This is a genomic window from Herbiconiux sp. FW305-C-125, from assembly GCF_058783455.1.
Genome location: NZ_JBYSYO010000002.1, coordinates 153338 through 167064, shown reverse-complemented (window position 1 = coordinate 167064; position 13727 = coordinate 153338). Strand labels below are relative to the sequence as shown.

Here is a 13727-nt window from a genome sequence, read left to right as displayed (position 1 = left end):
GTCAGGTGCCGGCCTGCGGCACGAGCAGGTCGCCCACGACGTCGCGGATGCGCTCGGCCGAGACCGCGCCGAGTCGCACGATGCTGATGCGGCCGGCCGGGTCGGTGGCGTCGACGATCGTCGAGGCGACGGCATCGTGCCGCTCTCCCCCGTCGAGGTACACGGCCACGCTGTCGCCGAGCATCTCCTGGGCGCCGGCGGCGGTGATCGCGGCGGGCTGCCCGGTGAGGTTGGCGCTGGAGACGGCGAGGGGGCCGGTCTCGGCCAGGAGTTCGAGGGCGAGCGGGTCGTTCGGCATACGGAGCGCCACCGTGCCACCCGTCTCGCCGAGGTCCCAGACGAGCGACGGAGTCGCCCGCAGGATCACGGTGAGCCCGCCCGGCCAGAACTCGGCCACGAGCGCGCGGGCGGAGTCGGGGATGTCGGTGGCCAGCGCATCCAGCGTCGGCAGGCCGGGGATCAGCACGGGCGGCGGCGACTGGCGGGTGCGGCCCTTCGCGTCGAGCAGGCGCTGCACGGCCGCGGCATCGAACGCGTCGGCGGCGACGCCGTACACGGTGTCGGTGGGCAGCACCACGAGTTCGCCCTTGCCGAGCGCGGCTCGTGCGAGGCGCATCCCGGTGAGAAGCTCGGCCGGTGCGGAGCAGTCGTAAATGGCAGCCATCTCGGAACCCATGTTAGCCGGGGCCGGATCAGCGGTTCACGCGGCCGCGGCCGAAGACGAACCAGAGGATGGAGCCGAGGATCGACAGGAAGAACGCGACGAGGAGCCAGACCAGCTTGCCGAAGAAGCCGTGGTTGGGGTTCCGCACGATCGACACCACGGTGATGATGAAGATGATCAGCGCGATCACGCCGATGCCGAAACTGACCGGTTCCATGGTCTCCTCCTGGGTGTCGTCGCCGAGCCTAGCGGGCAGGCCCGGGCGTTGGCCTAACGGATCGCGGTGGTCGCGCGGTCGCGCCCGGTGAGGTCGCGGTGGGTGGCCGGGCCGCGCCAGCCGTCGGCGGCGAGCAGGGCCCGCAGCTCGTCGCCCTGGAGGTCGCCGTGCTCGATCACGAGCGTGCCGCCCGCCCGGAGCAACCGGCGCGCGGTGGCCGACACCTGGCGCACCACGTCGAACCCGTCGGCTCCGCCGTAGAGCGCGTGCTCGGGGTCGTGCAGCCGCACCTCCGGGTCGCGGGGCACCGCTCCGGTGGGGATGTACGGCGGATTCGACACCACGACATCGACCGTGCCGTCGAGCTCCGGCAGCGCGGCGGCGAGGTCGATGAAGACCAGCCGCGCGTTCTCGGCACCCACGCTGCGGAAGTTCTGCTTGGCCCAGATGAACGCGGCGGTCGAGTTCTCCACCGCCACCACGTCCGCGTGCGGAACCTCGGTGGCCAGCGCGAGCGCGATGGCACCGCTGCCCGTGCCGAGATCGACGGCGAGCGGACGGGCATCCGGCGCCACCACCACGGCCTGCAGGGAGTCGATGGCGAGGCCGGCGACGAACTCGGTCTCGGGCCGCGGCACGAACACGCCGGGGCCGACCGCGAGTTCGAGCGCGCGGAACCAGGCGACGCCCGTGATGTGCTGCAGCGGCTCCCGCGCCGCACGCCGCTCGACCGCCTCGACGATCGCGAGTGTCTCCTCGGGGCCGAGCGGGGCATCCGTCACCGTCAGCGACTGCACCCGGCCGCGCGACGCACCGAGCACGTGCCCGATGAGCAGTTCGGCGTCGACCTGCGGGTCGACGATTCCGCTCGCCGCGAGGATGGCGACCGAGCGCTCGTAGAGCGAACGGACGGTGACGGGACGCTCAGCCGTGTCGATGCCCGGCATGGCTCAGGAGTCCGTGCCCACCGCGGCGAGCCGGCTCTCCTCGTCGGCGGTGATGGCCGACTGGATGATCGGTTCGAGCGCGCCGTCCATCACCTGGTCGAGGTTGTAGGCCTTGTACCCGGTGCGGTGATCGGCAATGCGGTTCTCGGGGAAGTTGTAGGTGCGGATGCGCTCCGAGCGGTCGACCGTGCGGATCTGGCTCTTGCGCGCGGCGCTGGCCTCGGCGTCGAGCTCCTCCTGCTGCTTGGCCAGGATGCGCGCGCGCAGCACCCGCATGCCCGCCTCGCGGTTCTGCAGCTGGCTCTTCTCGTTCTGCATCGACACCACGATGCCCGTGGGCAGGTGGGTGATGCGCACCGCGGAGTCGGTGGTGTTGACCGACTGGCCGCCGGGGCCGGAGGAGCGGAAGACGTCGATCTTGAGGTCGTTCGGGTTGATCTCGACCTCTTCGGGCTCGTCGACCTCGGGGAAGACGAGCACGCCCGCGGCGGAGGTGTGGATGCGCCCCTGCGACTCGGTGGCCGGCACCCGCTGCACCCGGTGTACCCCGCCCTCGTACTTCAGGTGCGCCCAGACGCCTTGCGCCGGGTCGGAGGAGTTGCCCTTCACCGCGATCTGCACGTCTTTGTAGCCGCCCAGGTCGCTCTCGGTGCGTTCGAGCAGCTCCGTCTTCCAGCCCTTGGACTCGGCGTAGTGCAGGTACATGCGCAGCAAGTCGGCGGCGAAGAGCATGCTCTCCGCGCCGCCCTCGCCGGCCTTGATCTCCATGATCACGTCGCGCGCGTCATCCGGATCCCGCGGGATGAGGAGCCGCCGCAGCTTCTCCTCGGACTCCGCGAGGCCCGCCTCGAGGGCCGGGATCTCCTCGGCGAACGACTCGTCGTCCTTCGCCAGCTCCCGCGCGGCCTCGAGGTCGTCGACCGCCTGCTTCCAGGTGGCGTGCGCGGCGACGATGCGGCTCAACTCGGCGTACCGCCGGTTGACCCGCTTCGAGCGCGCCGGATCGCTGTGGAGCTCGGGATCGGAGAGTTGCTGCTGCAGGTCGTCGTGTTCGGCCAGCAGCGCGCTGACGGACTCGAACATCAGTTGTGTGCAGCCCCGTTGTGGCCCGAACCGTTGTGGCCGTTGCCGTTCTGCGCCGGGGTCGGCATCGACTTCTGCACCTGCATGAGGAACTCGACGTTCGACTGGGTCTCCTTGAGGCGCCCCAGCACGATCTCGAGCGCCTGCTGCGTGTCGACACCCGCGAGGGCGCGGCGCAGCTTCCAGGTGATCTTGGTCTCGTCGGCGCCCATCAAGAGCTCTTCGCGGCGGGTGGAGGACGCGTTCACGTCGACCGCCGGGAAGATGCGCTTGTCGGCGAGCTGACGCGAGAGGCGGAGCTCCGAGTTGCCGGTGCCCTTGAACTCCTCGAAGATCACCTCGTCCATCTTCGAGCCGGTCTCCACCAGCGCGGTGGCGAGAATGGTGAGCGAGCCGCCGTTCTCGATGTTGCGCGCCGCACCGAAGAACCGCTTCGGCGGGTAGAGAGCGGATGCGTCGACACCGCCGGAGAGGATGCGCCCGGAGGCCGGCGACGCCAGGTTGTAGGCGCGGCCGAGGCGGGTGATGGAGTCGAGCAGCACGACCACGTCGTGACCGAGCTCGACCAGGCGCTTGGCGCGCTCGATGGCGAGCTCGGCGACGGTGGTGTGGTCTTCGGCCGGGCGGTCGAAGGTCGAGGCGATGACCTCGCCCTTCACCGTGCGCTGCATGTCGGTGACCTCTTCGGGCCGCTCGTCGACCAGCACGACCATGAGGTGGACCTCGGGGTTGTTGGTCGAGATCGCGTTGGCGATCTGCTGCAGCACGATGGTCTTGCCCGCCTTCGGGGGCGCGACGATGAGGCCGCGCTGGCCCTTGCCGATGGGCGCCACCAGGTCGATGATGCGCTGCGTGAGCTTGCCCGGCTCGGTCTCCAGGCGCAGGCGCTCCTGCGGGTAGAGCGGCGTGAGCTTGCCGAACTCGACGCGGTTCAGCGCCTCCTCGACCGGCAGGCCGTTGATCGACTCGATGCGCACGATCGCGTTGTACTTCTGGCGGCCGTTCTGGTCGCCCTCGCGCGGCTGGCGAATGGAACCGACGACGGCGTCGCCTTTGCGCAGGTTGTACTTCTTCACCTGGCCGAGCGAGACGTAGACGTCGCTGTTGCCCGGCAGGTAGCCGCTCGTGCGCACGAAGGCGTAGTTGTCGAGGATGTCGAGGATGCCGGCGACGGGGATGAGCACGTCGTCGTCGCTGATCTCGGGCTCGATCTCGTCGGTGCCGCCCTGGCCGCGACGCTTGCGGTCGCGGTACCGGTTGCGGGCACCGCGCTCGTTGCGGTCGTCGCCCTGTTCGCCGCGGTCGACACCGCCGCGCTGGTTCTGGCCCTGCTGGTTCTGGCCCTGCGCGCGGTCGTTCTGCTGCGCATCCGCCTTCGCCTGGTCGCGGTCGTTCTGCCCGCGGTCGTTCTGGTTGCCGCGCTGGTTCTGGCTGCCGTTGTTCTGGCCGCCGTTGTTCTGCGCGCCGTTGCTCTGGCCGCCGTTGGCGTTCTGAGCGCCGTTCTCGGCACCCTGGGCAGGCTCGGCGTTCTGGTTGCGGTTGCGGCGGTTGCGGTTGCGGCCGCCCTGGCGGCCCTCGGGGCGCTCGCCCTGCTCGCCCTGGGTCTCGGTGGACTCGCGCGGAGTCTCGGCGCCCGCCTCGGTCGTGACGCTCTGCTCGCCGGCCGAACCCCGGTCGGCCGAACCGGTGACGTCACCGGCAGGCAGGAGGGGGGCCTCGACGGCACCGTCGGTGTTCACGTGCGAGGCGGCCGACACGCGGCTGCCGGTGGAGCGGCCGGTGCTGCGCTCGATGGCGATCCCGCCGTCGACCGAGGTGACACGGCGCGAGCCGCGACGCTTGGGCGCGATGGGGCCCTCGGGCAGATCGATGACGATCGGCTCCTTGCGCTGGTTGGTGGTGACCGGGGCGGCGAGCAGCAGCTCGTCGGGCACGATCGGGCCGACCGCGGCCGGAGCCACGGGCTCGGCCGGTGCGGTCGCCTCAGCGGCGACCGGCGCCTCGACGGCGGCCGGCGCCTCCGCGGGAGCGGCAGCCGGGGCGTCGTCGATGTCGAGGGTGGGCGCGGCGCTCGGGTCGCCTGCGGCGGCCTGGGCGGCGCGGATGGCTTCGACCAGTTCGCCCTTGCGGAGCTTGGATGCTCCGGCGAGGCCCAGCTGGGCGGCGACCGCCTGCAGCTCGGAGACCTTCAGGGTCGAGAGATCGGTTGGGGTGTTGACGTCAGTCACGGAGATGGGGTCCTTCCCCTGTCGGCTACGAAAAGCCAGGCAGAGAACTGTCCACGACGGGTACGCACCAGGGTAGGCCTCTCACGAGGGAGGACCGGAGCCGGATACGTCTCTGCACGCGGCAGGAAATGAGTTGAGGAATACGACCGGGACGGGATTCAGAGCTGAGGGCTACTTGACTTCGTCCGGGTGCAGCACCACTGTAGCACCTTTGAAGTCCACCGCCAGAACCAGCGCCTGCCAGGGTGTCGCGGCCTGCGCCGCCACCAGCTCGGCCGCCGCGAGCCGCTGCCCGGGGTCGCTGCAGAGCACGAGGATGCTCGGGCCCGCGCCCGAGACGACCGCGGGGAACCCGGCGGCGCGCAGCTCCTGGATGAGCCGATCGGTCTCGGGCATGGCACTCGCCCGATAGCTCTGGTGCAGTTTGTCCTCGGTGGCGGCCAGGAGCAGTTCCGGGCTCTGGATGAGGGCGGCGATCAGGAGCGTCGAGCGCGACACGTTGAAGATGGCGTCGGCGTGCGGCACCGATTCGGGCTGGAGGCTCCGGGCGAGCGCCGTCGACATCGTCTCCTGCGGCACGAGCACGAGCGGTGACACGCCGCGGTGCACGATCAGCTTCTTGAACTGGGGGCCTTCGGGCGTGGTCCAGGCGATGGTGAGTCCGCCGAACAGCGCCGGGGCCACGTTGTCGGGGTGACCCTCGAGCTCGGTGGCTCGGGCGAGGAGCCCGAGCGAGTCGATCTCGACCACGCCCTCGAGCAGTCCCTTGGCCGCCATGATGCCGGAGACGATCGCTGCGCCCGACGAGCCGAGCCCGCGACCGTGCGGGATGACGTTGCGGGCCACGAGATGCAGGCCCGGCAGCGGCTGGCCGTAGGCGGCGAAGGTGTGCGCGATCGAGCGAACCACGAGGTTCGTCTCATCGGTCGGCACCTCGCCCTCGCCCACACCGTGCACGTCGACGAAGGCGCCCGGTTCGTCGCGCACGCTCACCGTGAGCTCGTCGTACAGCGCGAGCGCGAGCCCGAGCGTGTCGAAACCGGGCCCGAGGTTCGCCGTGGTCGCGGGCACGCGCACGGTGACCGTGCGGCCGGCGAGCGAGACCGGCGCGGCGCCGGCCAGCGTCACGAGACGCCCTCGCCTGCAGCCGCGGCCGGGGCGGCGGCGGTCGAGAGGCCGAGCACGCCGGCGATCTCCGCGGCGTCGACGGGCACGATGGTCGGGGTGACCTCGGAGCCGTCCGCCGAGCGCAGGGCCCACTGCGGGTCTTTCAGCCCGTGCCCGGTGACCGTGAGCACCACGGTCGCGCCGGCCGGGATGACTCCGGCGTCGGCGCGCTCGAGCAGGCCCGCAACGCTGATGGCCGACGCGGGCTCGACGAAGATGCCGACCTCGGCCGAGAGGATGCGGTGGGCGGCGAGGATCTGCGCGTCGCTCAGCGCCCCGAAGTAGCCGTCGGTCGCCTCGCGTGCCGCGAGGGCGAGCTCCCACGAGGCGGGGTTGCCGATGCGGATGGCGCTCGCGACGGTCTCGGGGTTCGCCACCGGGTGCCCGAGCACGATCGGTGCGGAGCCCTCGGCCTGGAAGCCGAACATCCGCGGCAGCTTCGTGGTGACCCCGCGCTCGAGCTCCTCGGTGTAGCCGCGGGTGTACGCGGTGTAATTGCCCGCGTTGCCGACAGGCAGCAGGTGGAAGTCGGGCGCATCCTGAAGCACCTCGACCACCTCGTAGGCGGCCGTCTTCTGTCCGGCGATGCGGTCGGGGTTGACCGAGTTCACGAGGTGCACCGGGTAGTTCGCGGCGAGCTCACGCGCGAGGTCGAGGCAGTCGTCGAAGTTGCCCTGCACCTGGATGAGCTGCGCATTGTGCGCGATGGCCTGGCTGAGCTTGCCCAGCGCGATCTTGCCCTCCGGCACCAGCACGGCGGCGGTGATGCCGGCGTGGGTGGCGTAGGCGGCGGCGGACGCCGAGGTGTTGCCCGTCGAGGCGCAGATGACGGCCTTCGCGCCGTGCTCGACCGCCTTGGAGATGGCCATCGTCATGCCGCGGTCTTTGAAGGAGCCCGTGGGGTTCATGCCCTCGAACTTCACGTAGACCTTCGCGCCGGTGCGGGCCGACAGAGCCGGCGCCGGGATGAGCGGCGTGCCCCCCTCGCCGAGCGTCACCACGGGGGTCGCGTCGGTGATGTCGAGACGGTCGGCGTATTCGCGCAGCACTCCGCGCCATTGGCGGGAAGGGATGCGGGGTGTTTCGTCGGCCACTAGGGGGTGTCTCCTTCAACTCGTAGCACTGATTCCACCCGCACGACGGCGTCGTTCGCGGAAACAGCGGCCACCGTGGCCGCCAGGGCGGCTTCGGGGGCTTCGTGCGTGACAATGACAAGGGTAGCGGTGACCGGCTCGTCCGCCGACCGCGCGGTGTCGGCGCTCGGCACGGTCTGCTGCACCGCTTCGACCGAGACCCCGTGGTCGCTGAACAGGCTCGCGACCTGGGCGAGCACGCCGGGCTTGTCGGTGACCTGCAGGGTGATCTGGTAGCGCGTCAGGACCGCGCCGATGTCGAGGATCGGCAGGTTGGCGTGGGTCGACTCCCCCACCCCCGGGCCGCCCGCGACGTGCCGCCGTGCGGCCGAGACGAGGTCGCCGAGCACCGCGGAGGCGGTCTCCACGCCGCCCGCGCCGGCGCCGTAGAACATCAGGTCGCCGGCGGCTTCCGCCTGCACGAAGACCGCGTTCTTCGCGCCGTGCACGGCGGCGAGCGGATGCAGGCGGCTGATCAGCGCCGGATGCACCCGCACCGAGACGCCCTCGACGCCGGTTCGGGCATCCGTCAGTCGTTCGCAGATCGCCAGCAGTTTGACGACGTACCCGGCGCGCTTGGCCGCCTCGACCTCGGCCGCCGTGACGGCGGTGATGCCCTCCCGGTGCACGGCCTCCACCGGAACCGCCGTGTGGAAGGCGAGGCTGGCCAGGATGGCGGCCTTCTGCGCGGCGTCGAAGCCCTCGACGTCGGCGGTGGGGTCGGCCTCGGCGTAGCCGAGCGCCGTGGCGGTGGCGAGGGCGCCCTCGAAGCTGTCGCCCTCGGTGTCCATGCGGTCGAGGATGAAGTTCGTGGTGCCGTTCACGATGCCCATCACGCGGCGCACCCGGTCGCCGGCGAGGCTGTCGCGGAGCGGCCGGATGATGGGGATCGCTCCCCCGGCGGCGGCCTCGTAGTAGAGCTGCGCGCCGACCTGCTCGGCGGCGTCGAAGAGCTCCGGGCCGTGGGTGGCGAGCAACGCCTTGTTGCCGGTGACGACGTCGGCACCCGAGTTGATGGCGAGCAGGATGTACTCGCGGGCCGGCTCGATGCCGCCCATCAGCTCGATCACGACGTCGGCCGACTGGATCAGGGTGTGGGCGTCGGTGGTGAAGAGCTCCCGCGGCAGATCGGCGTCGCGTGGAGCGTCGACATCGCGCACGGCGATGCCGACGAGCTCGAGGCCGGCACCCACGCGCAGGGCGAGCTCGTCGCCCTGCTCGAGCAGCAGGCGCGCGACCTGCGAGCCGACGGAGCCCGCGCCGAGCAGGGCGATGCGCAGGTTGCGGTATTCGATCATCGTGCGGCTCCGAGTGGTTCTCCCGCTGCGGCGCGGGCTGGGTCGGCGGAATAGGCGGCGTCGCGCGCCAGCAGGTCGTGCTCGGTCTCGCGGCGCACGATCAGGCGCGCCCGTCCGTCGCTCACGGCGACGACCGCGGGGCGGCCGAGATAGTTGTAGTTGCTGGCCAGCGACCAGCAGTACGCGCCCGTGGCGGGCACGAACAGCAGATCGCCGGGTTCGACGTCGCCCGGCAGGTAGTCGGCCTGCACCACGATGTCGCCGCTCTCGCAGTGCTTGCCGGCCACCCGCACCAGGGCGGGGTCGGCGGCGCTGACCCGGTTGGCGATGCGCACCGAGTAATCGGCACCGTAGAGCGCGGGGCGGGCGTTGTCGCTCATCCCGCCGTCGACGCTGACGTACTTGCGCACCAGTTCGAGTGGCTCGCCGGTCTCGCCGGGCACGCTCACCAGCACGTCCTTGATGGTGCCCACCTCGTAGAGGGTGGCACCGGCGGTGCCGATGATGGAGCGGCCGGGCTCGAAGGCGAGGGCGGGCACGGCGATGCCGAGGCGCGCGCACTCGGCGGCGACCGCGTCGACGATGGCGGCGGCGAGCTCGGCGATGGGCGTGGGGTCGTCGGCGGTCGTGTAGGCGATGCCGAAGCCGCCGCCGAGGTTGAGCTCGGGCACCTCGCCGCCCGCCAGCAGCAGCGCCTGAGCCTCGAGCAGGCGCGCGGCCGACTCGGCGAAACCGTCGGCGCCGAAGATCTGCGAGCCGATGTGGCAGTGCAGGCCGAGGAAGCGGAGCTCCGGATGCGAGCGCACGGCGGCCGCGAACGCCTCCGCCTGGTCGAGCCGCACCCCGAACTTCTGGTCTTCGTGCGCGGTGGCCAGGAAGTCGTGGGTGTGGGCGTGCACGCCGCTGTTCACTCGCACCCGAACCGCCTGCACCCTGCCGTGCCGGGCGGCCGCCTCGGCGACGCGCTCCACCTCGATGGCGCTGTCGATCACGATCACGCCGACGCCGACGGCGACCGCCCGGTCGATCTCGGCGAGGGACTTGTTGTTGCCGTGGAGGCCGATGCGCGCCGGATCGACCCCGGCGGCAAGAGCGACGGCGAGTTCGCCCCCGCTGCAGACGTCGATCGAGAGGCCCTCCTCCGCCATCCAGCGCGCCACCTCGATGCTGAGGAAGGCCTTGCCGGCGTAGTAGATCTTCGCGGTCGTGCCCACGCGGGCAGCTTCGGTGGCGAAGGCGTCGCGGATCTCGCGGGCGCGGGAACGGGCATCCGTCTCGTCGACGACGTAGAGCGGGGTGCCGAACTCCGCGGCGAGAGTGGAGGCGGGCACGCCGCCGATCGCGATCTGCCCCTCGGGCGTGCGCGCTGCGGTGCGTGACCACACCGGCTCCGGCAGGTCGTTCGCGTCGGCAGGGTGCTGGAGCCACGCGGGAGCGAGCGGGCTGGAGGTCATGGGAATCAAATCTACCGGGTGCCCGGCCGGTGTTACGGCAGGGGGTGCTGGTCTAACCGCAGCTGCCGAGGTTCCTCAGGCTGTCGTCGCTCAGCACGAAGTCTCGTGCGGTGAGGTGGGCCGTTGCTCGGCCGTCGGTGATCTCGAGCGAGTCGACCTCGGCGCCCTGCGGCAGGTACGAGGCCACGCACACGGTGATCGGGTCTTCGGTGAGCCCGCCGAGGAGCGGGCCGAGGTCGAGGTCGACGAGATTCGACCCCTGGGTGAGACTCGCCTTCTGCGGCTGGATGACGACGTCGGTGCCTGAGGCCGTGACCTGACCGGTGACGCGGTAGCCGAGCTCGACGCCCAGGATGCTGAGCGTGCCCTCGTAGGAGACCGAGCCGTCGCCGTCGAGCGCGAGCTCGGCGTCGCCGGGCAGTTCCACGATGTCGTTGACGGCCGCCTGATCCATCGACAGCGAGGCTTCGATGTCACCGACGGGCCGGCTGAGGTCGGTGGGCACGTCGCGGGCGAGCACGTGCGCCGACACCGGCACGCCGTTCACGGTGAGCTGGGGGGCATCGAGCTGCACCTCGTCGAAGTGCCCCGCGATCAGCTGGGTGAGAAAGGAGAAGCCGCCGATCTGCACCGTGACGTCGCCCTCGACCGCATCGGGCAGCTGCGACTCGATCTGCGTCTCGGCCTGGCCTTCGGCGTAGGCGCGGATGCCGACGTCGGCCACCACGACGAGCACCGCCAGCACGACGAGCACACCGATCAGCCACCAGAGCCAGCGCAGGGAGTGCCGACGCGGCGCGGGCGGCGCCGGCGGCGCGACGTGGTGCTCGGAGCTCATGCTCCTATCCTGCCGCGTGCGACCGGCCGGCGTCGCGCATCCGTCACATCCGGTCGGGGGCTTCGACGCCGATCAGGTCGAGCCCGTTGCGGATGACCTGCCCGGTTGCGTCGTTCAGCCAGAGCCGCGTGCCGTGGATGGGCGTGATCGGCTCGTCGCCGAGCGGCAGCACGCGGGTGGCGTCGTACCAGCGGTGGTAGTGCCCGGCGAGGTCCTCCAGGTAACGGGCGACGCGGTGCGGCTCGCGCAACTCGGCGGCGTGCGCGACCACGCGCGGGAACTCCTGCAGCACCCCGATCAGCGCCGTCTCGGTCGGGTGCTCGAGGAGGGCCGGCTCGAAGTCGGCGCGCGTCACCCCGGCCTCGGCGGCGTTGCGGGCCACCGAGCGGGTGCGGGCGTGCGCGTACTGCACGTAGAAGATCGGGTTGTCGTTGGTGCGCGAGCGGAGCTTCTCGCCGTCGAGGGCGAGCGGCGAGTCGGCGGGATAGCGGGCCAGCCAGTAGCGCAGCGCGTCGGCGCCGAGCCAGTCGAGCAGGTCGTCGAGCTCGATGATGTTGCCGGCGCGCTTGGACAGCTTCGCGCCGTTGAGGTTCACGAGCTGGCCGATCAGCACGGAGAGACCCGTGTCGGGGTCGTCGCCCGCCGCGGCGGCCAGCGCCTTGAGGCGGCCGACGTAGCCGTGGTGGTCGGCACCCAGCAGGTAGATCTTCTCGGGGAAGCCGCGATCCTTCTTGCTGAGGTAGTAGGCGGCGTCGGCCGCGAAGTAGGTGACGACACCGTTGCCGCGGGTGAGCACGCGGTCTTTGTCGTCGCCGAAATCGGTGGTGCGCACCCAGACGGCGTCATCGGCCTCGTAGACGTGACCCTGGGCGCGCAGGCGCTCCTCGGCGTCGTCGATCGCCGTCTTGCCGGTCACCGCATCCGGAGCGTGCAGGGTGCGCTCGGAGAAGAACACGTCGAAGTGCACGCGGAAGTTCGTGAGCGATTGCTGGATCTCGGCGAGCTGGTACTCGTACGCCAGATCCCGGGCGATGGCGACGGCCTCGTCGTCGGGGCGGTCGAGGAGGTCGGGCACCGCGGCGAGCACGCGTTCGGCGAGGGTCTGGATGTACGGGCCCGGGTAGCCCTTCTCGGGTGTGGGCAGCCCCTTGGCGGCGTGCAGCACCGAGAGGCCGAAGACATCCATCTGGCTGCCGGCGTCGTTGATGTAGTACTCGGTGGTGACGGCCGCGCCGGATGCCTTGAGCACCCGCGCGATCGAGTCGCCGAGCGCAGCCCACCGGGTGTGGCCGATGTGCAGCGGACCGGTCGGGTTCGCCGAGACGAACTCCATGTTGATGGTGTGCCCGGCGAGCACCTGGTTGTGGCCGAAGCCGTCGCCGGCCTCGACGATTGTGCGTGCGATCTCGCCGGCGGCAGCGGCGTCGAGGGTGATGTTGATGAATCCGGGGCCGGCCACGTCGACCGTCGCGACGCCGTCGATCTGCTGGATGAGCGGCACCAGCTCCTCGGCGAAGGCGCGCGGGTTGGTGCCGAGCTGCTTGGCGAGCTTCATGGCGATGTTCGACGCCCAGTCGCCGTGCTCGCGGTTGCGGGGACGCTCGAGAGCGACGTCGGCCTCGGTGATCGAGACGCCCTCGACCGAGTCGAGACGGGCGGACACGATGGTGTACAGAGCGGCGGCGAGGGCTTCGGGAGTCACGGCGAACGATCCTATCGCGCGCGGCTGGGCGGCAGGATCGGTGCGGCGGCTCAGCCCAGCTGTACCAGCTGCGTGAGGTCGTCGGTGGGGAGGGTGTCGACGACCGCGGAGACCTCGAGGCGGTCGAGCACCAGGTTGCCGCCGTGGTTGGTGAGGAACGCGGTGTCGGCCGCGTCGCGCCCGGTCGCGATGCGCAGGAGCGACTGCCGTGGCGCGAGCGTGGTGGCGTCGACCACGTGCCAGGCGCCCTCGACGAAGGCCTCCGCGACCGCATGGAAATCCATCGGGTACAGGCCCGGCGCGTAGACCGAGACCAGGCGGGCAGGCACGTCCAGTGCGCGGAGCAGCGCGATGACGAGATGCGCGTAATCGCGGCACACGCCCTTGCGCAGCAGCAGGGTCTGCACCGCACCATCGGTCGGCTGGCTCGACCCCGGCACGTAGCTGAGCTCGGCACCCACCCACGAACTCACCGCCTCGAGCAGGTCACGCCCGAACAGCCCGCGGAACTCCCCCAGCGCCGTGGGCATCAGGGTGTCGGATTCGCAGTACCGGCTCGGGCGCAGGTACCGGATGAGATCGACCGGCTCCACCGGTGCCGCCGGCGCCCGGCCGTCGACCACGGCCTCGTAGACCGCGGTGAAGCGGCCCGCGGGAACGTCGAACTGGTGGAGGCGCGTGCCGTGCGCATCCGTGATCTCCTGCGGCTCGACGGGTTCCCCGTTGACGCGGAAATCGATCACCTCGCTCGCGATCGCAGGGCCGGGAGCGGCGGCGATCGAGAACACGACGGTGGTGCCGAGATCGACGGTGGCGTCGATGTGCGCTGAGACGGATCGCTGCATGCTCCCGATCCTCGCACGACGCGGGCGTGATCGGCCGAGCCGTAACATCCTGCTAACCTAGACAGGCACCCCGGGCCCCCATAGCTCAGGGGATAGAGCGTCTGCCTCCGGAGCAGAAGGCCGTAGGTTCAAATCCTACTGGGGGCACCCG

At 71.1% G+C, this 13727-nt stretch carries 12 protein-coding genes and 1 tRNA gene; 1 reads left to right on the top strand and 12 read right to left on the bottom strand.

All coding sequences use genetic code 11. The annotated features are described in order from the left end of the window. Position 1: 1 nt before the first annotated feature. The 12 genes from AC3WLB_RS08155 to AC3WLB_RS08100 form a co-directional block, all read right to left on the bottom strand. Complete coding sequence (locus AC3WLB_RS08155; RefSeq protein ID WP_492504970.1) at positions 2 to 664, bottom strand: L-threonylcarbamoyladenylate synthase; 663 nt, start codon at positions 662 to 664, stop codon at positions 2 to 4. A 28-nt stretch (positions 665 to 692) separates the two neighbouring features. Next, positions 693 to 881 carry a PLDc N-terminal domain-containing protein gene (locus AC3WLB_RS08150; protein ID WP_083890108.1) on the bottom strand — a complete coding sequence of 63 codons (189 nt, stop codon included), beginning with the start codon at positions 879 to 881 and terminating at the stop codon, positions 693 to 695. A 53-nt stretch (positions 882 to 934) separates the two neighbouring features. Beyond that, entirely contained in the window at positions 935 to 1828 is an 894-nt protein-coding gene (prmC, locus tag AC3WLB_RS08145) for a peptide chain release factor N(5)-glutamine methyltransferase (RefSeq protein WP_492504968.1), read from the bottom strand. Positions 1829 to 1831: 3 nt separating this feature from the next. Beyond that, positions 1832 to 2911: a peptide chain release factor 1 gene (gene prfA, locus AC3WLB_RS08140; protein WP_492504966.1), complete on the bottom strand. Its 1080-nt coding sequence runs from the start codon at positions 2909 to 2911 to the stop codon at positions 1832 to 1834. Further along, the gene (gene rho, locus AC3WLB_RS08135) at positions 2911 to 5139 is read right to left on the bottom strand and encodes a transcription termination factor Rho (protein WP_492504964.1); all 2229 of its coding nucleotides are present in this window, start codon (positions 5137 to 5139) and stop codon (positions 2911 to 2913) included. The genes prfA and rho overlap by 1 nt, the downstream gene beginning before the upstream one ends. Positions 5140 to 5310: 171 nt before the next feature. Beyond that, the gene (gene thrB / locus AC3WLB_RS08130; RefSeq protein ID WP_022895951.1) at positions 5311 to 6267 is read right to left on the bottom strand and encodes a homoserine kinase; all 957 of its coding nucleotides are present in this window, start codon (positions 6265 to 6267) and stop codon (positions 5311 to 5313) included. After that, on the bottom strand, positions 6264 to 7400 hold the full coding sequence (thrC, locus tag AC3WLB_RS08125) for a threonine synthase (RefSeq protein ID WP_492504962.1): 1137 nt from the start codon (positions 7398 to 7400) through the stop codon (positions 6264 to 6266). Before thrC ends, thrB begins: the two co-directional genes overlap by 4 nt. Then, entirely contained in the window at positions 7400 to 8737 is a 1338-nt protein-coding gene (locus tag AC3WLB_RS08120; protein ID WP_492504960.1) for a homoserine dehydrogenase, read from the bottom strand. Before AC3WLB_RS08120 ends, thrC begins: the two co-directional genes overlap by 1 nt. Further along, complete coding sequence (gene lysA / locus AC3WLB_RS08115; protein WP_492504958.1) at positions 8734 to 10191, bottom strand: diaminopimelate decarboxylase; 1458 nt, start codon at positions 10189 to 10191, stop codon at positions 8734 to 8736. Before lysA ends, AC3WLB_RS08120 begins: the two co-directional genes overlap by 4 nt. Positions 10192 to 10243: 52 nt before the next feature. Next, positions 10244 to 11029, bottom strand: a complete 786-nt coding sequence (locus AC3WLB_RS08110) for an LmeA family phospholipid-binding protein (RefSeq protein WP_492504956.1) — start codon at positions 11027 to 11029, stop codon at positions 10244 to 10246. Positions 11030 to 11072: 43 nt separating this feature from the next. Continuing rightward, positions 11073 to 12731 (bottom strand): arginine--tRNA ligase, encoded by a 1659-nt coding sequence (gene argS / locus AC3WLB_RS08105; protein WP_492504954.1) that lies wholly within the window; start codon positions 12729 to 12731, stop codon positions 11073 to 11075. A 50-nt stretch (positions 12732 to 12781) separates the two neighbouring features. Beyond that, on the bottom strand, positions 12782 to 13576 hold the full coding sequence (locus AC3WLB_RS08100) for a transglutaminase-like domain-containing protein (protein ID WP_492504952.1): 795 nt from the start codon (positions 13574 to 13576) through the stop codon (positions 12782 to 12784). A 74-nt stretch (positions 13577 to 13650) separates the two neighbouring features. Here AC3WLB_RS08100 and AC3WLB_RS08095 point away from each other — a divergent pair. Beyond that, positions 13651 to 13723 (top strand) — tRNA-Arg (locus tag AC3WLB_RS08095). The last annotated feature ends 4 nt before the right edge of the window (positions 13724 to 13727 follow it).